Annotated in this window: 21 protein-coding genes and 1 other annotated feature; of the genes, 11 read left to right on the plus strand and 10 right to left on the minus strand. The window is 40.6% G+C overall.

The window, feature by feature from the left end; all coding sequences use genetic code 11:
- Window positions 1-92: 92 nt before the first annotated feature.
- The 4 genes from H5R64_RS06700 to H5R64_RS06715 are packed head-to-tail and all read right to left on the minus strand — an operon-like array spanning window position 93 to window position 3,878.
- Window positions 93-1,166 carry an ABC transporter substrate-binding protein gene (locus tag H5R64_RS06700; protein WP_182580768.1) on the minus strand — a complete coding sequence of 358 codons (1,074 nt, stop codon included), beginning with the start codon at window positions 1,164-1,166 and terminating at the stop codon, window positions 93-95.
- Window positions 1,163-1,978, minus strand: coding sequence for an ABC transporter permease (locus tag H5R64_RS06705; protein ID WP_182580767.1), 816 nt, complete (start codon window positions 1,976-1,978; stop codon window positions 1,163-1,165). The genes H5R64_RS06700 and H5R64_RS06705 overlap by 4 nt, the downstream gene beginning before the upstream one ends.
- Window positions 1,978-2,784, minus strand: a complete 807-nt coding sequence (locus tag H5R64_RS06710) for an ABC transporter permease (RefSeq protein WP_182580766.1) — start codon at window positions 2,782-2,784, stop codon at window positions 1,978-1,980. Before H5R64_RS06710 ends, H5R64_RS06705 begins: the two co-directional genes overlap by 1 nt.
- On the minus strand, window positions 2,784-3,878 hold the full coding sequence (locus H5R64_RS06715; protein ID WP_182580765.1) for an ABC transporter ATP-binding protein: 1,095 nt from the start codon (window positions 3,876-3,878) through the stop codon (window positions 2,784-2,786). The genes H5R64_RS06710 and H5R64_RS06715 overlap by 1 nt, the downstream gene beginning before the upstream one ends.
- Window positions 3,879-4,219: 341 nt before the next feature.
- Between H5R64_RS06715 and H5R64_RS06720 the strand changes: the two genes are divergently transcribed.
- The 3 genes from H5R64_RS06720 (at window position 4,220) to H5R64_RS06730 (ending at window position 8,407) form a co-directional block, all read left to right on the plus strand.
- Window positions 4,220-6,625 carry a Xaa-Pro dipeptidyl-peptidase gene (locus tag H5R64_RS06720; protein WP_182580764.1) on the plus strand — a complete coding sequence of 802 codons (2,406 nt, stop codon included), beginning with the start codon at window positions 4,220-4,222 and terminating at the stop codon, window positions 6,623-6,625.
- A 99-nt stretch (window positions 6,626-6,724) separates the two neighbouring features.
- Window positions 6,725-7,624 carry a proline-specific peptidase family protein gene (locus H5R64_RS06725; RefSeq protein ID WP_182580763.1) on the plus strand — a complete coding sequence of 300 codons (900 nt, stop codon included), beginning with the start codon at window positions 6,725-6,727 and terminating at the stop codon, window positions 7,622-7,624.
- 132 nt (window positions 7,625-7,756) lie between these two features.
- Window positions 7,757-8,407 (plus strand): HAD family hydrolase, encoded by a 651-nt coding sequence (locus tag H5R64_RS06730; protein WP_182583099.1) that lies wholly within the window; start codon window positions 7,757-7,759, stop codon window positions 8,405-8,407.
- 37 nt (window positions 8,408-8,444) lie between these two features.
- Here H5R64_RS06730 and H5R64_RS06735 read toward each other — a convergent pair whose 3' ends face one another.
- On the minus strand, window positions 8,445-9,524 hold the full coding sequence (locus tag H5R64_RS06735; RefSeq protein ID WP_182580761.1) for a DHHA1 domain-containing protein: 1,080 nt from the start codon (window positions 9,522-9,524) through the stop codon (window positions 8,445-8,447).
- Window positions 9,525-9,649: 125 nt separating this feature from the next.
- Here H5R64_RS06735 and H5R64_RS06740 point away from each other — a divergent pair, with 125 nt between their 5' ends.
- A complete protein-coding gene (locus H5R64_RS06740) occupies window positions 9,650-10,891 on the plus strand; it encodes a DUF2325 domain-containing protein (protein WP_182580760.1) in 1,242 nt (413 codons plus the stop codon).
- A gap of 66 nt (window positions 10,892-10,957) precedes the next feature.
- Window positions 10,958-11,200, plus strand: a binding site (T-box leader).
- A gap of 82 nt (window positions 11,201-11,282) precedes the next feature.
- Window positions 11,283-12,662 (plus strand): branched-chain amino acid transport system II carrier protein, encoded by a 1,380-nt coding sequence (brnQ, locus tag H5R64_RS06745; RefSeq protein WP_182580759.1) that lies wholly within the window; start codon window positions 11,283-11,285, stop codon window positions 12,660-12,662.
- Between the two features lie 171 nt (window positions 12,663-12,833).
- Here brnQ and H5R64_RS06750 read toward each other — a convergent pair whose 3' ends face one another.
- From H5R64_RS06750 to H5R64_RS06760, 3 genes are all read right to left on the minus strand, one after another.
- Window positions 12,834-13,427 (minus strand): glycoside hydrolase family 73 protein, encoded by a 594-nt coding sequence (locus tag H5R64_RS06750; RefSeq protein WP_182580758.1) that lies wholly within the window; start codon window positions 13,425-13,427, stop codon window positions 12,834-12,836.
- A 68-nt stretch (window positions 13,428-13,495) separates the two neighbouring features.
- Window positions 13,496-14,278, minus strand: a complete 783-nt coding sequence (locus H5R64_RS06755; RefSeq protein WP_182580757.1) for a putative ABC transporter permease — start codon at window positions 14,276-14,278, stop codon at window positions 13,496-13,498.
- Between the two features lie 42 nt (window positions 14,279-14,320).
- Complete coding sequence (locus H5R64_RS06760) at window positions 14,321-15,862, minus strand: ABC-F family ATP-binding cassette domain-containing protein (protein ID WP_182580756.1); 1,542 nt, start codon at window positions 15,860-15,862, stop codon at window positions 14,321-14,323.
- A 389-nt stretch (window positions 15,863-16,251) separates the two neighbouring features.
- Between H5R64_RS06760 and trpX the strand changes: the two genes are divergently transcribed.
- From trpX to H5R64_RS06790, 6 genes are all read left to right on the plus strand, one after another.
- The gene (gene trpX, locus H5R64_RS06765) at window positions 16,252-17,241 is read left to right on the plus strand and encodes a tryptophan ABC transporter substrate-binding protein (RefSeq protein ID WP_182580755.1); all 990 of its coding nucleotides are present in this window, start codon (window positions 16,252-16,254) and stop codon (window positions 17,239-17,241) included.
- Window positions 17,238-18,137: an ABC transporter permease gene (locus tag H5R64_RS06770; RefSeq protein ID WP_182580754.1), complete on the plus strand. Its 900-nt coding sequence runs from the start codon at window positions 17,238-17,240 to the stop codon at window positions 18,135-18,137. Before trpX ends, H5R64_RS06770 begins: the two co-directional genes overlap by 4 nt.
- Window positions 18,130-18,894, plus strand: coding sequence for an ABC transporter ATP-binding protein (locus tag H5R64_RS06775; protein ID WP_182580753.1), 765 nt, complete (start codon window positions 18,130-18,132; stop codon window positions 18,892-18,894). Before H5R64_RS06770 ends, H5R64_RS06775 begins: the two co-directional genes overlap by 8 nt.
- Window positions 18,895-18,971: 77 nt before the next feature.
- Window positions 18,972-19,532: a cadmium resistance transporter gene (locus H5R64_RS06780; RefSeq protein WP_182580752.1), complete on the plus strand. Its 561-nt coding sequence runs from the start codon at window positions 18,972-18,974 to the stop codon at window positions 19,530-19,532.
- Between the two features lie 41 nt (window positions 19,533-19,573).
- On the plus strand, window positions 19,574-19,903 hold the full coding sequence (locus tag H5R64_RS06785) for an ArsR/SmtB family transcription factor (protein ID WP_182580751.1): 330 nt from the start codon (window positions 19,574-19,576) through the stop codon (window positions 19,901-19,903).
- A 125-nt stretch (window positions 19,904-20,028) separates the two neighbouring features.
- A complete protein-coding gene (locus H5R64_RS06790) occupies window positions 20,029-21,363 on the plus strand; it encodes an MATE family efflux transporter (protein ID WP_182580750.1) in 1,335 nt (444 codons plus the stop codon).
- 261 nt (window positions 21,364-21,624) lie between these two features.
- On the opposite strand, the gene trxA is transcribed toward H5R64_RS06790, so the two are convergent.
- Window positions 21,625-21,945 (minus strand): thioredoxin, encoded by a 321-nt coding sequence (gene trxA / locus H5R64_RS06795; protein ID WP_182580749.1) that lies wholly within the window; start codon window positions 21,943-21,945, stop codon window positions 21,625-21,627.
- On the minus strand, window positions 21,945-22,703 hold the full coding sequence (locus H5R64_RS06800; RefSeq protein ID WP_182580748.1) for a TerC family protein: 759 nt from the start codon (window positions 22,701-22,703) through the stop codon (window positions 21,945-21,947). Before H5R64_RS06800 ends, trxA begins: the two co-directional genes overlap by 1 nt.
- Between the last annotated feature and the right edge of the window lie 7 nt (window positions 22,704-22,710).

The following is a 22,710-nucleotide window of genomic DNA, read 5'->3' on the forward strand; positions in this document are numbered from 1 at the left end:
CCGGAAAAAAGTTTGTTTTTCCCGGCCTCATCCTGTTACTAAGCTTCTCCGAACTTATAAAGCCTAATTCCCAGCTTCTCATTTTTTGATATTCACTTTTTAAACATCTTAAATTCCAAGAACAAATCATTGTATTCACCAAGAACTCGTCGAGGAAGATCCTTATAAGTCTGTAAATGCTTCATTGTCGATTCTGGTGGATAAAATTGTTGATCTGAAGTTACCGAACGAGGAAGTAATTTTTTGGCTGAGCGATTAGGAGTTGCATAACCTACGTATTCCGCATTTTTCGCCGCGTTTTTTGGCTGGAGCATAAAGTTAATAAACTGGTAAGCACCCTGCTTATTCTTTGCTGATTTTGGGATTACCATATTATCAAACCAAATATTACTTCCTTCACTAGGAACAACATAGTGTAAATGGTGGTTAACACTCATCATTTCTCGTGCATCCCCAGAATAGGTTACTCCAACTGCTGCCTCATCCTGTTCCATGTACATTTTCATCTCATCCGCAATGATTGCCTTAACATTTGGCGTTAAAGCCTGAAGATGGCGTTGGGCCTGCTTTAACTTTGGATAATTAGTCGTATTAACTGAGTTCCCCTGCGTAATTAATGCCATTGCGAAAACATCACGCGCACTATCAATCAGTAATAGGTTATTCTTTAGTCGCGAATTCCATAACTGTTCCCAATGTTGAACACCCTGACCACTTACTTTTTGGTCATTATAGATAATTCCTAGCGTTCCCCAGAAATACGGGACCGAATATTTGTTATCCGGATCAAAGTGCTTATTCAAAAATTGGGGATCAATGTAATGTAAATTGCTTAGTTTCCGATGATTTAACAGTAATAATAAATGTTCCTTTTTCATTCGCTGGACGGTATAGTCACTCGGCACTACGACATCATAATTCGTTCCCCCTTGGCGAATCTTCGTTAACATTGACTCATTACTATCAAACGTCTCATAGTCCACGTGATAACCAGTCTGTCGTTCAAACTTCTTAATTAAAGCCGGATCGATATAATCTCCCCAATTATAAACGGTCAGTGTTTTTCCGCCACTTCTATTACTCTGGCGATTCATTATGTAATCACCTAATGCTAATAGACAGCACAGTGCAATAATTCCTAGAAGAGCGCCACAAAGTTTTTTCATTGAGCATCTCCCTCCTTAATCGCCACAATCCGTTGACGCCGCCCAGCATGTTTACTAACGAAGTAATACCCGATCACTAATATCAATGAAACAAGGAACATTAACGTTGATAAAGCATTGATTTCTAAGCTAACTCCTTGTCGTGCCCGAGAGTAAATTTCCACTGATAAAGTTGAAAAACCGTTTCCTGTCACAAAAAAAGTAACTGCAAAGTCATCAAGAGAGTAGGTTAATGCCATAAAATAGCCTGCCACAATTCCGGGCAAAATTGCTGGTAAGACTACCCGGGATAATGCTTGCCACCGTGTTGCACCAAGATCATAAGCCGCATCAACCAATGTTGGTGAAAGTTCATTAATCTTCGGCAATACCATCAAAACGACAATTGGAATTGAAAAGGCAATGTGACTAAGGAGAACCGAGACAAAGCCGAGGCGAATCCCGAGGACGGTAAAGAAGATCAAAAAGCTGGCTCCAATAATGACATCTGGTGAAACCATTAAAACATTATTTAATGATAATAAGCTGTTTTTCCAGGGACTATGAGTTTCTTTGATTGCAAGCGCACCAAGGGTTCCAATAATCGTTGCCACCAAAGATGCCAAAACAGCAACAAGAACCGTATTAATTACAATTGTAATCATCCGTGAATCGGCAAACAGGTCGAGATAGTGTTGAAAAGAAAATCCATGATACCGTTCCATTGTCTTTCCAGAACTAAAGGAAAAAATCATTAAATACAAGATCGGTACATACAAGATAATCAATACTAACCCTAAGTAAATTTTGCTCCATGCAAGTTTCTGTTTCATTAGTGTCGTCCCCCTTTCTCACGTGTATCGCCAGTAATAAACATCACAATAAACATTGCCAAGATCAAGACAACCCCAATAGTTGACCCCATCCCCCAGTTCTGTGTGGTTAAGAAGTGTTCCTCAATCGCCGTTCCTAACGTAATTACCCGATTACCACCAATTAAGCGAGTAATCATGAAGAGAGATAGCGAAGGAATAAAAACCGCTTGAATCCCCGCCTTAACTCCCGGCATTGAAAGAGGTAAGATAATCCGCTGGAATATTTGCCAAGAGGTTGCCCCCAGATCCCTACTAGCATTTACTAGAGATGGCTTTATTTCGAGCAAGGCATTAAAAATCGGTAAGACCATAAACGGGATCTCAATATATGCCGCAACAAACATAAAACTGGCATCTGTAAAAAGAAGCTGATGACTACCCAAACCAACAAATTGCAAGAAGTGATTAATTGAACCCGTCCGTGAAAAAAGACCGATAAAAGCATACGTTTTCAATAATAAGTTAATCCATGTTGGTAAGATCACGATCAGTAACCAGAATTGCCGGTTCTGCAACTGGGTAAGAACATAGGCAGTCGGATAACTAATTACTAGAGTTACCAGGGTAATTAAAGCGGCATACCAAACAGAATTAAGCGTCATTTTGAGATAGGTTGCCGAAGTTAAGTAGTCATGATAATTGGATAAGGTAAAGTGGTTATTAATATCAAAAAAAGATTGGTAAAAAATCAGTACTAACGGAGCAATTACAAAAAGAATGATCCATAACACATATGGAACGATGAACATCGTTTTTTGTCGCACTAATCCTCATCCTCCTCATAACTATCAAGCCGGGCGTCAAAATCTTTCTCAGACTCGTTATACCGCATTACATGGATATCTTCGGGATCAAATGTGAGACCTACCTCTGCACCCACAGTTGTTTTATGGATCGAGTTAATCGTCCATTCGTGGTTCTGTTGATCATGGGCAGTAATCTGGTAATCAACACCCCGGAACAACTGTGTATCAACCATTACCCTTAGTTTCCCTTTCTCCACTGAAGTAATATCCAGATCTTCCGGCCGAATGACAACTTCTACCTTTTCATTCGGCTTCATCCCAGCATCAACACATTCGAAGTCTTGACCGTTAATATCGACAACATAATCTTTCTTCATTACTCCAGGAATAATGTTGCTTTCGCCAATAAACTCAGCCACAAAATGATTCAACGGTTCATCATAAATATCTACAGGAGTTCCGGTCTGCTGAATCTTTCCATCGTTAATAATCATGATCTGATCACTCATCGCTAGTGCTTCTTCCTGATCATGGGTAACAAAAATAAAGGTAATCCCTAGTTGCCGCTGTAATTGCCGTAATTCTCGCTGCATATCTACTCGGAGTTTATGATCTAAGGCAGACAAAGCCTCATCAAGGAGGAGGACTTTCGGTCGATTTACAATTGCTCGAGCAATCGCAACTCGCTGTCGTTGGCCTCCGGACATTGCCGTAATTTCCCGATTACCATAGCCGTCTAAACGAACAAGGTGTAAAGCCTCCTTTACCCGTTGCTGGATTACTGCCTTCTTTACTCCCTTAATTTGAAGACCAAACGCAACGTTTTCAGCAACGTTCATGTGGGGAAATAACGCGTAATCTTGAAACACAGTATTTACCTGTCGCTGATTAGCTGGCACAGTATTAATCTGTTGTCCATCAAAAAGAACTTCCCCACTGCTAGCCTGATCAAAGCCAGCTATTATTCGTAGAATTGTTGTTTTTCCAGAACCTGAAGGGCCAAGAAGTGTATAAAACTTTCCGACTTCAACCTCAAAATTAATATCACGAAGAACAACATTATCATCGTAACGCTTACCAACATGTTTAAATTCCAAGATATTTTTTCCCATAATCTTTCCTCACGGTTTATTTGATTCGTCTATCGTAGCCAATTAATTATACTCTCTATTTATTGAGACAGTAGTTACAATGCAATGACAATTTAGATATATAATAAAAATATGTGTATTCGACTGGGTACTGCCGAGATAGGCTACACAGTCAAAACGTGTTCGCTAGGGACTTACTAGAGCTAGAAGTTCTAGGATACATTGTCGAAACGTGTTCGCCCTAACTTTCCTCAAGCTAACGACCTCCCCCTCCGACGACAAGCTCGTCGTTCGGTGGAGAAATCGTTAGCCACCGGAAAGTTTTAACGGACTCACACTCTCTTTTAAAAAAGGTGATCATCATGCGAATTAATCAATATAGTATTGCTAAAACAAGTTTAGAACAAAAATTTCGTGAACTAAAAAAGTTGCATTTACTAAGGGGGAATGAAGCAGCAGAACTAGATCCGTCACAGATGTGGTTAACCCTTCTTGCCCGTACCCATATGGCAAGTGAACAACCGATCGCGATCCGCCAATGGCTCCATGATTTTCTGGCTACTCCAGACCTTGCAATTGACGAATGGCTTGAACACGACCTACCACTAACCACAGAAGTTTTCTACTTTGTCGCTTTCCAGCTCCTCCACTTCGAACCAGGAGTTGATTTCAACATTGACCATCCCCTCAAAGATTGGGCCCATATTGGGTTACCATTTAATCAGCATACTAGCTGGTCAACTGCTGATGTTTTAGAAGCTTTTTATCTTCTCCTTAACACCCGTACTAAGGACGGTCAGTCATTTATCGATCAACTAACCAGCGAGGGTTTCATGGCTTGGTCATACCGTCTTCCACCCTACAAGAAGCCAATATACTTTAACGGTAAACCACTCGCTTCTTTTGATCCGGCAAAGTTTATCCGTGAGGTTGTTTACGTTGAAACTGATATGGACACCGATTACGATGGCAAGGCAGACCTTATTAAAGTGGAAATCCTCCGCCCTAGTGATAGTAATAACAGCTTAAAAGTGCCCGCTGTCTTCACCGCCAGTCCATACAACCAAGGAACAAACGATGAATGGGGTGAGAAGGTAACTCACCACGTTAATCATCCATTAACCCATAAAAATGCAGGAGAGGTTGCCCCTGCTGAGCCAAAATTCCCTCAGCATTTTACTCATCAGGAAATTAAAGGTGAAAGTAAACACGCAACGGAAAGTTTTGCAGAAACACCAGCATATACTCTCAATAACTACTTAGCTGCTCGCGGCTACGCAATTGTTTATTCTGCGGGAATTGGGACTAAAGACTCCGATGGCCTTCAGACTTGTGGTTCTCCTGAACAAACTGACTCCATGAAAGCTGTCGTTGAATGGCTTCATGGTGATCGAGTAGCATTTACCGATCGCCATAGTGGAATCCAAATCAAGGCCTGGTGGTGTAACGGTAACGTTGCAATGACCGGACGTTCTTATCTTGGAACTCTCGCTACAGCCGTTGCTACAACTGCCGTCCCAGGATTAAAGGCCATTATCAGTGAAGCGGCAATTTCATCATGGTACGATTACTACCGTGAAAATGGTCTTGTCCGTGCACCAGGCGGCTTCCAAGGTGAAGATGCGGATGTCCTAGCTGACGAAACGTTTAGCCGAACAAAACGCCCTGCTGACTACCACCGGATCGAGAAGACGAACAACAAGTACATTGCTGGTCTTGCTAAAGCAATGGATCGCAAGACCGGTAACTACAACGACTTCTGGGCTAGCCGAAACTACCGTCCTGCCATCAAAAACATTAAGGCTGCAGTAATGATGGTTCATGGCCTAAATGATACAAACGTTAAACCAAGTAATGTTAAAGCACTCTACGATGGCCTTCAAGAACTTCCCGTAACCAGTAAGCTAGTTCTCCATCAAGGACAGCATATTTACATCAATGCATTCCAGTCACTCGACTTTTCCGAAATGGTGAACCTCTGGCTAGCAAACAAACTTTGGGATCAAGATAACCATGCTGATGAAACATTGCCAAAGGTTCTGGTCCAAGATAATACACAACCAGAAACATGGTGGACATACGACCAATGGACCGCTGGAAGTAAAAAGACCCTCTACTTTAATAAGACGGAATTAACTGAAAATGATCCCCAACTTTCTACAGAATATCGTTTTAACGACCAGCAAACACCAGAAACATTTGAAAAATGGTGCAAAAATATTAATGATTGGCAGAACGCCTTAGTTAAAGACAACGGTAAGTTTTCTTACCACTTAAAGACTGCTCCAGTTGATCAAGATCTTTTATTACGCGGAACTCCAGAAGTTAACGTTACGGTTGCTGCTTCTACAGATCACGGAATGATCAGTGTACAATTAGTTGACTTTGGAAATGCTAAACGGTTAACGATTTCACCAGTCTTAATGAACCACAACGGTCTCCAACTCGGTTTCCATTGGGCAAGCGATGATCTTCGTGAATTTAAGTTGCAATCAAACTTAAGCAACTTTAAAGTAATTGCGGACGGTCATATTAACCTGCAAAACCGCCACAGTGCCGCCGAAGTTGATGATTTATCTGCAAATCAATTTGTAAAAGTACACTTTAAACTTCAACCAATCTTCCACCACCTACTTAAAGGACACCAACTTGGTTTAATCATTTATAGTACCGATTTTGGTGCTACTCTTCGTGGCAATGAAAAAATTACTTACACCATTAAAACTAAGGATAGTTTTCTTATGATTCCGGGAGTAACCTCACTATAATCCTTATCCCTAATCTATTATTTTTCACAAGCCCCTTTATCCTGTGCTAAAATAGTTTGTATATCGTATAAATTATACGAATAAAGGAGAGATGGAGAAATGAAAACTGGAACAAAGATCATTACCCTAGATAATGGATACCATCTTTGGACAAACACTCAAGGTGAAGGCGATATTCACCTTTTAGCTCTTCACGGTGGCCCTGGTGGTAACCACGAATACTGGGAGGATACTGCCGCTCAGTTAAAGAAACAAGGATTGAACGTTCAAGTTACAATGTATGATCAGCTTGGTTCTCTTTATTCTGACCAACCAGATTATTCAGATCCTGAAATTGCTAAGAAGTACTTAACTTATGAATACTTCTTGGATGAAGTTGACGAAGTCCGAGAAAAACTTGGCCTCGATAATTTCTACCTCATTGGTCAAAGTTGGGGGGGTCTACTCGTTCAAGAATATGCTGTTAAGTACGGTCAACACTTAAAGGGTGCTATTATCTCATCAATGGTTGATGAGATCGATGATTACGTCAAGAACGTTAATGCTCTCCGGGAAAAGACCCTTCCTAAGGAAGCGGTTGACTTTATGAAGGAATGCGAAGCTAAGAACGACTACAGCAATCCAAAGTACCAAGAATACGTTCAAGTAATGAATGAAAATTATATTGACCGGAAACAACCTTCGAAGCTTTACCACCTTAAAGATATTGGTGGGGATGCCGTTTACAATGCTTTCCAAGGAGACAATGAATTTGTCATCACTGGGAAGTTAAAGGATTGGCATTTCCGCGATCAACTAAAGAACATCAAGGTTCCTACTCTTGTTACCTTTGGTGAACATGAATCAATGCCACTTGCTACTGGTAAGAAGATGGCAGAATTAATTCCAAACGCTAAGTTCGTTACTACGCCAAATGGTGGTCACCACCATATGGTTGATAATCCAGATGTTTACTACAAGCACCTAGCCGACTTTATTCGTGAGTGCGAACAAGCATAACAATGAAAGACTAGCTTATCCCTTTTTAGGTGATTAACTAGTCTTTTTATTTATCCATATTCAATTGGTTAATCCATGATCATATTTGTTATACAATGGGATTGGAAAACTTAAGATTGCGAGGTTTACTTTATGGCACACCAAATTACTAATTTCATTTTTGATATTGATGGGACCCTCATCAACACTTACGAGAAATACATGCCACCAATGATCGATGTAATGGAAAAGCATGGCTACCATGTTCCCGAAGACCAAGTTGATTCATTAAAGCGGAAACTCTTCGGAATTACCGGTACTGACTCTTTGCGTCAAGCTGGGGTTAAGGAAGATGATATTCCAGAAATGGTTGACGAATGGCGGAAACTATCATTTCAACGTGAGGACTTGGTAACAGTTTTTCCTGGAATCAAAGAAATGATTACGGATCTTGCCGCTCGACCTGACGCCAAATTAGCAATTGCAACGTCCAAAGTTCGGGAAGACTACCAAGATCATTTTGTAAAAGATTATGATTGGACAAAATACTTTGATGTTGCTGTAACTGAAGAATTAACTAGTAAGCACAAGCCCGATCCTGACCCAATCCTGTTGGCAATGAAAAAGATGGGTGCCCGTCCCGAAAATTCAGTCTATGTTGGTGATACCATTAACGATCTGAAAGCTGCCCATAATGCTGGAATCAAATTTGCTGGTGCTTTATATGGTTCATCACAGCCTCAAAGTATCCAGAATGCGGACTATCCACTTCACAAACCACAAGACTTACTGAAAATTAATTAAGAACAGGCCCCAAAGTTAAAATTTGGGGCCTGTTTCGTCATTTTTTAAATAATTGTGCCATTTTAGCCGCAACCTCAGGATCAAGGTTATCCGCAAGGGTTCCGGTATTATTCTCTGCTTTTGTTTGCTGGCTATTCTTAATTACCTCAGCTAAGTTATCGGCAACGGCCTGCTCACCAATCTCAATTGGGTTAATAGTGAGCCGTCCACCAGCTGCATCCGCATGACCACCACCGTTAAAGTATTTCTCAGCAAACTTTGCCACATCCAACTTTCCGTTACTTCTTAACGAAACACTCACTGGACTAACCACCAAAGCAGCCTCAACATCAGGATGCTGAATTAATAATTCGTGGGCAATTTCGGACTTATAGTCATCAGCATAGACCAGCCCTAATTGGTGACCATCAATTTTAGTAATCAAGGTATCTTTTAAGTGGCTCTTTAGGTACTTTGTCCGCCGCTCATTAAGGGTCTTAATCAAAAGTTGGTTCTGCTTTGCGTACTCTTCCCAACCTACATTAAATACGTTTGCAACAAATGATGCAGAGTCCTGAAGTGGGTAGAACCAAAATAGTTGGTCAAAGTTATCCGCGGCAACTCGTTCTTCTTCACTGATATCAGGATCATTTTGCCAGTCCCACGTATCATATGCCCGAATAAGTTCAACCAGGTAATCAAGTTGTTGGCGCCGTTCCTCACTTAGGTCCGTAAAGTGAGGCTGTTTTTTTAGCCAATCCCAAACAAGACTCGTTGCACTTGGATTAATTTTCGGGTTAGCAGGACGAATACTATTGGCAGAATACTGTTTCCGTAACTCTGCTTCCGTCTCGTGGTGATCGAATACTAGCCAGTGATTGGCAAAGTTAATATTTAACTGTTTAAAGGTGTAATCACTGTCCGGGGTCATATCCATGATATAAACATCCGTTGTGCGACTTGCTTCTGCGGTCTGGAGCCACTTAGTAAACTCCTCATCGATCCGCCCGGCTCCACAATTTGTGAGATCAAACTCACAATTAGGGAACATTACAGCTTTAACAGTTTCTAATAAGAGGGAAGCACCGAACCCATCTAAATCGTTATGTGAAAAAATTTTAATTACCTGATTTGCCATGATTAATACCATTCCCTTTACTTTATCCTAGTCAATTATACAGGATACTTGTACTTATGTCCTGACACTTCATCAAGTTCTTGGTATGATTATTATTAGTAAGCATTTAGAAAGGATAAAGTACTATGCAACTATACGATTACCGTCATGAGTTAATTGATTTACTGAAAAATACCAGTAATGATCAAGAAAGCCTCAAACAAACGTTACAAAGTTTAACCACTGTTATTAATATTTTAAACCACTATGAAGACGAAACACATAGTTCCGCAACGAAGGAATCAAAACGCCTCCCCCATTCTGAGAACAAGGCCAAGCGACCAACTCCACGAATTCGTCAAGCAAGTCGCTCATCACTCCTTACAGGACCAGCACACGAAGTTACAACTAGTTCGTTGAGCCAGCCAGTTACTCCTGAAGCAGTTACCGTTGACACAGTTTCACAGGAAGAACGACTTGCCGCTGATGATCTCTACTTGGTCCACCGGAAGCTAAGTGGTGCTGAGATTAACCGCCATTACTATAATGAAGCATTGATCCACTCTCTTCACTTTCCGCTCAAAGATGGCGATATTGTCCAACTCGATCCGCAACAAATGGTTCGTGGTCTTCCATTAATTCGTCGGGTAACTGCTGATCACCTTAACAACTATGTACCAGAGAAAATTAAGGTCATCGAATATGCTGAATTAACCAGCGTTCCTGGATCTGATGTTCTTCAGATTAATTCGACATTAAAAGGAAACTCCATCCTCGATGAAGCTTCTGCAAATACCATTGTCGTTGATCCATTCAAATTCCCTGGTCGAAGCCTCAAAGCTGGCATGGTGATTGACTACGCCTACTTTGATCACGGTAACGGACTTGAGGATGCTAAGAATGGTTCAATTCGTTGGATCCACGAAAAGCAAGACTTTGATACGACTAAGCAACCTGCAAAGCCAAAGCAAGTTAAAAAGGTTGCCCACCCACGCCATGATTATGAGAAAAAATTAGATTACGATTTGAAGCAACGAATCGTTCTCGTAATTACTGGTGATCGGGAACGGTCTCAAGAATTAAAGGCAGTTGTCGATAAGCACCACGGCCTTTACCACACTCTGGATGCTTCCATGGAAAATAAGGTTTCTAGCAGTAAAATGAAACGAGAAATTCGTGACGCTGACTTTATTGTAGTCTGCATTGATAAGATCCATCACCGAATTAGTCAACTCGCTAACCATCATGCTAAACGTTACGAAAAAGCATTAGCAATTGCCAACACAACCACAAATACAGCGGTAGAACGTGCAATTGCCCGGGCATTAAATGGTGATCCAGCCTACGCACAAACAAGCGAAGATTTGGCAAACTACGAGAAAAAATAAAAAATTCTAAAAAATCATTGACTTCAATTAGAAAATCATTAGAATAATAAATAACAATTTAATTATTCGATCGCAATGAGAAAGAAGAGTAGATTGACGATAACCTTTAGCGAGTCTCGGTAGGTGTAAGGAGATAGGTTCAACGTTAATTGAAAATCACTTTCGAGCTTAAATCTTAACCACAGTAAGATTTAATGGTAGCACCCATTAACGTGCCGACGTATCGCCCATTTTTGGGCCGTACGTATAAGGTATTATCAGTAATGATGATACGAAAATAGGGTGGTACCACGCTCAAGCGTCCCTTAACCAAAATAATTTTGGTTAAGGGACTTTTTTATTGGGATCAAAGCAATTATTAAATGCTTTTATATCCTAGGAGGAATTGATTATGCAGGATTTGACAACAAAAAAGCTAACATTTAAGCAATACTTAGTTGTTGCTTCGCTATTATTCGGTTTATTCTTTGGTGCTGGGAACTTAATTTTTCCCCTTCACCTCGGACAATTAGCTGGAGCCAATTGGGGCCAAGCTGCTCTGGGATTTTTAGTCACTGGAGTTTTACTTCCACTACTTTCTGTTCTTGCTATCGCCGTCACCCGAGCAGAAGGAGTTTATGATGTTGGCCGTCCACTCGGTGCGGTATTTGCCCTTGTCTTCATGGTTTTGATTCATGCGACTATCGGTCCTTTATTCGGAACACCACGGACAGCAACTGTTTCCTTCACTGTTGGGGTTGCACCTTTTGTTCCTAAGGCTGACCAAAGCTGGACTCTCTTCCTCTTCTCCGCTGTTTTCTTTGCCTTAGCTTTTGCATTCTCTTACAAAGAAAATAGTATTCTTTCTAATGTCGGTAAGGTTTTAAACCCCGTATTCCTCGCACTCTTATTCTTGGTCTTCGTCGTTGCGTTCACTAACCCTCTTGGTAATCCAGCAACTGCTCCTGTAACCAGCGCTTACACTCATGCAGCAATTACTAACGGTTTCTTAGAAGGGTACAACACAATGGATGCTCTTGCAGGTCTTGCCTTTGGTGTTACCGTTGTAACTGCAATTAAAGGGATGGGGGTTCGTCGTCCCGGGGCTGTATCAAAAGTTGTTACTAAGTCTGGTGTCTTAGCCGTTGGTGCTATCGGCTTTATCTATCTTCTCTTGATCGTTCTTGGTGCAATGTCTCTTGGTCGGTTTAAGGTCTCTCCTGATGGTGGAGTCGCCTTTAATCAATTAGTTAACGCTTATGCCGGTGCATTTGGTCAAGTCGTTTTAGCTTTCTTATTAACCGTCACTTGTTTAACTACTGCTGTTGGGTTAGTCGCTGCGTTTGCCCAGGACTTTCATAAGCACTTTCCCAAGGTTAGCTACCACACTTGGTTAGCTCTTAGCTGTCTAGCTTCATTTCTCACGGCTAACTTTGGGTTGGATCAAATCATTGCTTGGTCAACCCCAATGCTTATGTTCCTTTACCCACTATCAATGGTCTTGATCGTCTTATCCGTTGCTTCACCACTCTTTCACCGCGATGGCGTTGTTTACTTCTTCGTTGTCCTCTTAACTGTGGTACCAGCTCTTGGTGATATGGTGGTTGCTTTCCCAGCAGTTGTTAGTCAAAGTTCATTTGGCCTCTGGGTAGCCAATGTAAGAAGCATGTTACCACTTGCTTCAATGGGACTTTCATGGGTTGTTCCCGCTCTCGTTGGGTTGGTTGTTGGCCTCCTTGTCCACTTCTTCCGCCGTAATCGAGTTAATGTTAACCAAACGGAAGTTAATTAAAATAGTTAAAAATTAAATAAAACCAGCACTGGAAATCGGTGCTGGTTTTATTTAATTTTATATTCTTCGTGACCGCAATCTCCACCTAGCCATCCCGAATCGGATTGCAATTCAATCATCATCCAAGATTCTTTAGTGCTCGATCGCTAGTCCGTCACGGATCACATTCCACTATTTGTCATACCTATCCAATTTAAACTTATGAATAGCGTAAATGAGTTTATTAGCGTAGTTAGGATCGGTTGCATAGCCATTTTTTTGTAGTTCTTGGGCAGCTTTTTGGTAATCGGTATTGTTCCGTACCCCATCAAAACGGTGATGATTATCTTTAGTACCATTCACAATTATATTGGTATGTGCTTTGATTGAATCATCCCAAGTTTGGTACACGGCAAAGTATTGAGGAATATAACGTTGCTTACCATTAATATTTTCAATGGTATACATCCGGACCTTATCCTCACCTTTATTCGCCTTCATCCCAAACAAGTTATTGTACTTATTACCAAGACGACTATTACCCCACTGAGATTCTAGCCCCGCTTGAGCAATTGTAATACTTGCAGGAATCCCATACTTCTTTTGTTCACGCTGGGCAGCTGGAGCTACTTGGGAAATAAATTCTTGCACAGTCATATTCTGATCATGAATCTGCCGCGGATAGCCTGACAACGGACTGCTTTTTATTGTTAATCCACAAATCGTAAAAACAATAATTAAAAAGATAACTGTAATTGCTGAAATTACTTTGGTTTCTTTTTTCATCCTTATCCCCCCTTTAAAATTATATTTGTCGCTTATTATAAAATCTTCTTGTATTTAAGGATAAATCTTTAAAACTTCTTTATTAAGTTCTTTTTTATCTCATTAAAGTACTTGGTATCGGTAATTTTCATCTTTGGGAAATTCTTAATTAAGCGCCGTTGGTTCCAAGAAAGTTGATGCTTAAACCATCGTAATCCATCACTGTCCATGATTTCAGCACGCCAGTTGACCAACCGTTGCCGTAATCTTTTTTCTTCTTCTGGGCCCGCTTCATGAATCCGCTGGTGCAAATTTTCCAATTGCTGATTAACTCGATCATCCCATTGTTTGGTAGAAATATGAAGTTTATGAATACTGAACATGGTCAAGATCATATCTGTCCCCATAACCAAGACAATTATAACTGCTAACCAACCATGCGTTTTGGCTTCTTCCCAGTTAATTACTCGTTGGACAAATGGTTGAACAACCCTAACCAAAAAAACAACACCAATCCCCCAAAACAATGAGATCTCAGGAGCAACTCTCCCCTGAATATTTCCCTTTAATTTGGAATAATCCCAAAGTTTCATGTGAAAAAACTTTTCCAAAAATAAACTAGCAAAATATTCAAAGATACTGGCTACGATAAAGCCAACAATAAATAGAAGAATAATATTATTCTTAACAGGTTCCGCAGTAATTAGGATCGTGGTAATGGCAAAACCATAGACTGGACAATACGGCCCAAAAAGAAAGCCACGATATGCATAGTGGTGAGCCTTAATTGAACAGTAAAAAGTTTCCCACAACCAGCCAACCACTGAATAAGTAAAAAACAAGACAATAATTTCTGATAACGAGTAATGCATGTTCCAAAATTCTCCTTTCGTTAATCAGCGGTTTATACTTTTTTATTTTAAACTAAGCTTTTCCACGTTCAGGATCTTATCAAGCCAGCCTTCATAAAAACTTTGTTCGTGACTAACCAAAATTAAATTTCCCGGGAAATTTTGAAGAGCTGTCTTTAACCCCTCTTTAGTTTCATCATCAAGGTGGTTCGTTGGTTCATCCATGATCAGAAAATTCGACGGTGTTAACTCTAAAATTGCTAGTTTAACCTTGGTTTGTTCCCCACCAGAAAGTAAACGAAGAGGTTTCATAGTATTTGCCGCATTAATTCCAGCCCGTGCTAACCTCTGCCGGATAGTTTTCGGCTGCATTGTTGGAAACATATTTTGAATTGTTTGCAATGGTGTTAATGAAGGATCATTCCATTCTAGATCCTGATCAAAGTAATTAACCCGAGCAGATGGGGAAAAGGTTGCCATTCCTCCTAATGCGGGAATTTTCTTTAAAATCGACTTAATTAAAGTCGATTTACCAACCCCATTAAATCCCGTAAAGAGAAGTTTTTCTCCCATCGTCATTGAAAACGTAACTGGTGCAAGCAGTGGGTGACCATACCCAACAGAGAGTTTTTCTACCCGAAGTGCATTGGCAGATCCAGTATTTTCATACGGAAAATTAAAGGTAGCTTTTAAGTTATCTGCAGGTGGGTCAATCCGCTTCATTCGTGCCAGCATCTTTTCTCGTGACTTAGCCATTGTGGACTTAGAACCCGCCTTGTTTTTCCGAATGAACCGTTCAGCCTTTTCAATTACGACCTGTTGTTTCTCGTATTCACGTTCTTGAGTTTCCTTTCGCTCTTCCTTTTGCCGCATCGCTTGTTCAAAGCTTCCCCGATACTTGGTAATTTTCCCAAAGGCCACGTCACAAATTGTATTCGTCACTTGTTCCAAGAAATCATAGTCGTGAGAAATAATCATCGCTGCGCCCTCAAAGTCATTTAAATAGTTAATCAACCATTCAATGTGGGCAGTATCCAGGTAGTTTGTCGGTTCATCCAGTAGGATTACATCAGGTTTTTCAAGTAACATCTTTGCCAAAATGATCTTGGAGCGTTGACCACCACTCATTTCGGAAACAACGTGGTCCTTACCGATTTCGGTTAAACCTAATCCATTCATTACTCGCTCAACTTCTGTTTCAATATCGTAGAAGTTATGAGCGTCCAATTGTTCTTGAAGCCGACCTGCTTTGGTTAATAGCTCATTGTCCATCTTTTGTGCATATTCTTCATACAGCTTGTTCATCCGGTCATTGATCTCATATAGGTCCGAAAAGGCAGTATGGAGAAACTTAATCAACGTCATCCCTTTAGGAATATCAACATACTGATCTAGGTAACCGATCTTAACGTTTTTTGCCCAAGTTACCGTCCCAGAAACCGGGAGAACCTTCCCAATTAAAATTTTGATTAAGGTACTCTTTCCGGCACCGTTTTGACCAACAATCCCCATGTGTTCGTGTTTCTCAAGTTGAAAACTTGCATCGTCATAGAGTTGCTTATCTGCATAACTCATTGTCAATCCCTTGACATCTAATACTGCCATGTCTTTTCTCTCCTCATTTTTTGCCGTTTAAACTGGTTAATATGGTAACACAAATCAAATTTCCCTCCAAACTAATTAATCAAAGAAGTCTCTTTTTCACCTTGACATCCAGATTCTCCTTCGCTAAACTATAGACAAATCTTATATGAACGGGAGAAAGTTAAATGATTAAGTCTCACACTATTAAGTTAAATACTTGGCAAAGCCGGTAGTTTGGGTTGAGTTCGTCATGGATGCAACCTGAGATGACAGATTGCATCCGTGCCGGCTGAGAAGTAATCATTTATTCAGTCTGCATGGATCCTACATGCAGACTTTTCTTTTGCTTAAAAAGCGGGAGGCCATTTGCATGTGGTTTCCCGTTTTTCTTTAGAAAGGAAGTTTTACTTATGAAAAGGATGTACACGGTGATTGTCCTCCTCCTTGGTTTTCTAGGGATTGCCTTTTTTACTGAAAATCACGGTACTACCAAGCAGCAGATTCCCAAAGTTGGCGTACTAACGTTAATGCACCACCCAGCTTTGGACCAAATTTATAAGGGCTTTATTGATGAGCTAGCTAAAGAAGGTTACCATAACGGTAAAAATATTAAAATTGAGTATGAGAACGCTAATGGTGACCAAAGTAATCTTAAAACCATGGCCAACACTTTAACTAATAACAATCCAACGGTCCTCTTCGGAATCACTACCCCTGCCTCACAAGCATTAGCAAATTCAACTAATAAAATACCGATTATTCTTGGTGCAGTTTCAAATCCTCAAGGCGCTGGATTAGTTAAGAATAACCGTCATCCAGGTGGTAACATTAGCGGTGTTTCTGACCTAGCACCAGTTCACCAGCAACTAACTCTAATTAAACAGTTTGTCCCTAAAATTAAAACGCTCGGTGTCATCTATACCTCAAATGATAGTTCTGGAGTAACTGGCTATCACCAAATTGCCCGTGAATGCAAGAAAATGCACATCCCGCTTAAAGCCTATTCAATCTCAAATAGTAATGATTTGAACCAGGTTTCCCAACAGATGTTAAGTAAAGTCGATGCTGTAATTGTTCCAACGGACAATACAGTCGCCGGGGCAATGCAAACGCTAGTTAAAAATGCGAATGTGGTAAATAAGCCAATCTTCCCAGCTACCGATACAATGGTTAAGCAGGGTGGTGTGGCCACCTATAGTGTTAACCAATATAAGCTTGGTGTAATGAGTGCCAAAATGACCGTCAAAGTCCTCAAAGGGAAGAAGGTTGGTAACATGCCAATCGAATACGTTCAACACGGTGAACCAGTTCTTAATATTAAACAGGCACAGAAACTCCACCTGCAAATTCCTACCCATTTCGAACATGAAGCACAGACAAAGGGGGAAGTATACAAATGAATTTAATCGTTTCAGCTATTGGTCAAGGTCTTCTTTGGGCCCTCCTTGGTCTCGGCCTTTACCTAACATTTAGGATCTTAGATTTTGCTGACATGACTGTTGAAGGAACCTTTCCTCTGGGAGCCGCTACCGCAGTTACCGCCATCGCCAACGGCATCAACCCTTTTCTCGCAACCTTATTAGCAATCGGGGCCGGAATGATTGCCGGGTTAATTACTGGTCTCCTTTATACCAAAGGAAAAATCCCCAGCCTTTTAGCTGGAATTTTAACTATGACCGCGATTTACTCCGTTGATTTACGAATCATGGGAAAGTCTAATATCTCATTAATAGGAAAGCCCACTCTCTTTAATGGCAGTTTTCTTCGCAGTCTTCCACAATTCTTTGATAGTGTAACTGTTGGTTTAATTGTCATTTTCGTTATTACCGTTTTGATGATGCTCTTCTTAGCAACAGACTATGGTCAAGGGTTTATTGCGACCGGTGATAACCCGATAATGGCAAAGTCACTGGGGATTCATACAGATTCAATGATTAACATTGGTTTAATGGTTTCAAACGGAATGGTAGCTCTCTGCGGTGCTTTAGTGGCCCAAAGTAATGGTTACGCTGATGTGAATATGGGGATCGGCACAATCGTTATTGCCTTGGCTTCAATCATCATTGGTGAAGTGGCCTTCGGTGATCTAACTCTTAACCAGCGGTTGGTTGCGGTTACCCTTGGTTCCATTATTTATCGCCTAATCCTGTTGGCGGTCTTACAACTAGGATTCTCCGCCAACGACCTCAACCTGATTTCATCGATTGTTCTTGCAATCTGTATGATGCTACCACAAGTTGAAAAATTCGTTAACTTAAGAAAAACAGTCGTTAAGGGGGTGCAACCTCATGAGTAAATCAATCTTGGAACTAAAAGATGTTAAAACCATCGTTAATAAGGGAACCGCAAACGAGACTACGATCCTTAAAGGAATTAACCTTAAAATTAACGAAGGTGACTTCATTACCATTGTTGGAACTAATGGGGCTGGTAAATCCACCCTGTTCAACGTTATTGGTGGCAACTTGCATGCTGATAGTGGTCAAATTCTCCATAACGGTAAAGATATTACCAGTTCAACCGAAGAACAACGAACAACCTTTCTCGCCCGCGTTTTTCAGGATCCTAAATTAGGAACCGCTCCCCGGATGACAGTTGCGGAAAATATGCTTTTAGCAACAAAACGTGGTGAAAAACGACACCTCTTCCTACGAAAACTAAAGCAAAACATGGAACGTTTCACTAAACTTGCGGCAACCATGAACAATGGTCTCGAAAACCGAATGACTACGGCAACTGGTGCTCTTTCAGGTGGTCAGCGTCAAGCCCTTAGCTTCCTCATGGCAACCCTAAAGCGTCCTGACATCCTGCTACTAGATGAACACACCGCAGCCCTTGACCCGCATACCAGCTTAAACTTACTCCACGCAACTAATGAACGGATCAACCAGGATCACCTTACCGCACTTATGATCACCCACCATTTAGAGGATGCCATCACCTACGGGAACCGGCTAATCGTCTTAAAGGATGGTCAAATAAAGGCTGATATTACAGGCGATGAAAAGCGTCAACTCAATACTGATAAGCTTTATTCATATTTTGAAGATTAGCTCTTGATAACATTCCAAAATTGATATATTTTAAACATATCAATTTTGGAATGTTTAATTTTAAAGGAGCTTTTACTATGAACTGGTGGATTATTCTGATCACCTTCCTCGCTGTTAACCTAGATTTCTTTGTGATCCTTCTCCTTCTTCTTAACCGCTATAAAATAAGGGATGTAATTATTGGCTATATCATTGGTCTGATAATTTTAATCACGATCAGTTTCCTTATCGGTAAATTGTTGGGACTCTTTCTTCCCGAGTGGGTACTTGGTTTTCTTGGTATTTTACCAATTTACATGGCTCTTCATGATAATGATGAGGAGTTCAACGGTAAAACCAATACCCGTCCGATACTTACCACACTGATCACATATTTAGCCGTTTGTTCTGGTTGTAACCTTTCCGTCTTCCTTCCCATCCTTACCGGTCTTTCATATAGCCAGTTTTTATTAACTATCCCATTCGTTATCATCTTAGCAATCATTGCGGTAATTATCATTAAGTTAGTCGGTAACTTACTGTTAGTTAACCGGTTAATGGAACGTTACAGTGAAATCTTAATGAAAGTAATTTATATTGGTGTTGGTTTGTACGTCTTCTGGGATAGTGACCTTATTCGTCACCTTTTCAAGCTTTGATATAATATTAACAAATCACCTCATTGAAAGGAGCGTTAATATTGACCCCCACCTCAAAACTAATTGATGAAGCCACGAAAATCTATAAGGTCTTAAGTAATAGTACAAGAATTAAAATTCTTTATTACCTTCGTTACCAACATCAGGAAGTAAATGTCAAAACAATAGTCAGCGATCTTGGTCTTGCACAACCGATCATTTCAAAGCAATTACATATTCTTTACCGCTACCAATTAGTCTGTAAAAGAAAAGAAGGCACCCAAGTCTTTTACCTCTTGGATGACCCTCACGTTGTTGACATGATTGACGATATGTTAAATCACGTTAAACATGAAATTAAGGGTGAACCACACCCAAAGAATATGCATTAAAAAAGCTAAGAACTCGCCTAAACTTCGAACTTTTCTTTATTTCATACTATTCTTCTCATCATAATTTGCTTTTTCTTGCCCGCTCCATGTAAAATAATCATTTGGATTTTAAATGGAGGAACAAGATGAACGAACTATTTGAACACACTACAATCAAGCGGGCTTACTTCACCTTAGCAATGCCCGTCGTTATTAGTATGACCGTGACTTTAATTTATAACATGGTCGACACCTTTTTCGTTTCAAAAACTGGAAACCCGGACCTAGTTGCTGGTGTTTCTCAAGGAGCACCGATCTTTACCTTGATGATTGCCATTGGGGATATCTTTGGTCTTGGTGGTAGTTCGGTAATTTCCCGGCTTTTTGGCGAGCGTCAGGACAAACTTGGTCGTTTTGTTAGTGGCTATTGCTTTTATGCATCAATCGTCTGCGGAATTATTGTCACGATTATTATGGTGGTATTTCAAACACCGATTCTTCATCTCTTAGGTGCTTCACCAAGTACTTGGAAGTATGCTCGTGAGTACTACCTTATTATGGCATGGGGTGCAACCTTTGTCATCTTTGGACTAACCCCAACTAATATTCTTCGTACAGAAGGTCTTGCAGTTCAATCAATGATTGCCAGCATGGTGGGTACAGGAATTAACATCGTCCTTAATCCAATTTTCATTTTTACCTGTGGTTTAGGGGCAGCGGGTTCCGCACTCGCTACTGTCACCAGTACCGTAATTAGTGACATTATCATGATTTACTATACTCATTATAAAAGTAAGAAATTAACCACTTCGATCCACGAAACAGAAATTAGTTTTCACCTCCAAGCGGAAATCTACGCAATCGGGATCCCGGCCTCCGTTACCAACGTGATGGCAACAATTGCGACTGCTTTAACTAACCGTTATTTAATTGCATACGGTGCTTCAAGTGTTGCCGCAATGGGAATTGCCCTTAAAGTTAGTATGATCATTGGGATGGTGATGGCCGGATTTGCCTTTGGTGCCCAACCGTTAATTGGTTATTCATACGGTGCTAAAAATGAAGAACGCTTTAATAAGGTAATCCGGTTTGATCTAATGGTGGTCGCTTCATTAGCGCTTATCTTAACCATCATCTTATTTGCTTTTGCGCCAACGGTTATCCGCTTCTTTATGACCGATCCGGTGATTGTCCGAGAAGGGACAGGAATGATCCGGTGGCTTACTATTTCCACCACCCTTGCTGGGATGATCTTAGTCTTTACGACATCCTTCCAATCAATGGGAAAGGCAGTTCCGGCTTTCTGGCTCTCCTTTAGCCGGCAAGGATTAATCTTTGCCATTGCGATTGGAATTCTTAACCACTTCTTCGGATACAACGGGATCCTAGCAGCTCAAGCTTGCTCTGATGTTCTAACCTTTATCCTTGCATTAATCTTCTTTAAACTTTATCAACCACATTTCGATAAGGAAAAGAATTAGTTAGCTAAAAAATAAGTAATCACCCACCAACACCTTAAGTGACTAGGATGTTGGTGGGTGATTTTGTTATTTATTAGTTCTTGGCTGTATAGTCAAAACATGCTCGCCCTAAGCTTCCTCGAGCTAACGATCCCGGGCAACTAAGTCGAAATGTGCTCGCCGTGACCGCAATCTCCGCCTAAATATCCCGGACTTGATTGCAAGCCAATCATCGTCCGGGATTCCTTAGTGCTCGATTGCTAGTTCGTCACGGTTCACACTCTATTCCTTTACCTTTCTCTCCAAATAATGATCGAGTTTAGCTTGGGGATAGAAACCGGTAACTTTTTCTTTGGCAACCCCGTTTCGGAGCAAGAGAAGGGTTGGGATACTCATAATCTTGTACTTAGATGCTAATTCTTTATTATCATCAACATTGATTTTAAAGAATTTAACTCGTTGGCTATACTTCTTTTCGAGATTTTCTAAGGATGGTGCCATCATTTTACATGGGCCGCACCATGGTGCCCAAAAATCAACGATTGCCAGTGGAACATCTGTAGTTGCCGCTGCAAAAGACTGATCTGTAATTTCTTCTGCCATTATTCTTCCCCTCTTTTTCGTGGTTGACGAAGGTAGTGAATCACTAACGTTGCCACAAAGACAATTAGAACAAAGATTCCAAAGACACTGGATGGGAGCTCAATATCAATTGCTGGAATCGTAAGAAATAGTTTGATCGCAATAATAAAGATTAACACGTAAGCCATTGGTTCTAGTTCAGGGATCTTCCGCATTAGCTTCATAATTACTTCAGCCACTCCCCGCATACATGCGATCCCAATCATCCCACCAATTAACACAATCACTGGGTTGTTAGAAACCGCCAACGAAGCTAAAACAGAATCGATTGAAAAGATGATATCCATCATTTCGATTTGAACCACAACCGACCAGAACAATTTTCGTCCGGTCAACTTTGAATTAATTTTTAATATTCTTTTTTTCTTCTTCGGCTTACCAAAGAACTTTGAACTAAAGAATCGGTATACTAAGTAGATCAAATATACTGATCCTAAAACTTTAATTTCCCAGAAATGAATCAGGTAGGTTCCTAATCCAATTACCAAGAACCGGAAAATATACGAACCCCAAATCCCATAAAAGAGTGATTCTTCCTGCTCCTTTAGTGATGGTAATACTCGAGTTTGCGCAGCTAAAACAATCGCATTATCAACTGACAGTAAACATTCAATTAAAACCAAGGAAAAAATAATTAACCAATCCTGGCCTGAAGTAATAACAGCCGCCCAATTGTGACCATTAAAGAATGGACCATACAGTTTTCCTAAAAGTGACAACAAGTGT

It is taken from the genome of Limosilactobacillus fastidiosus, assembly GCF_014145505.1.
GTDB lineage: Bacteria > Bacillota > Bacilli > Lactobacillales > Lactobacillaceae > Limosilactobacillus > Limosilactobacillus fastidiosus.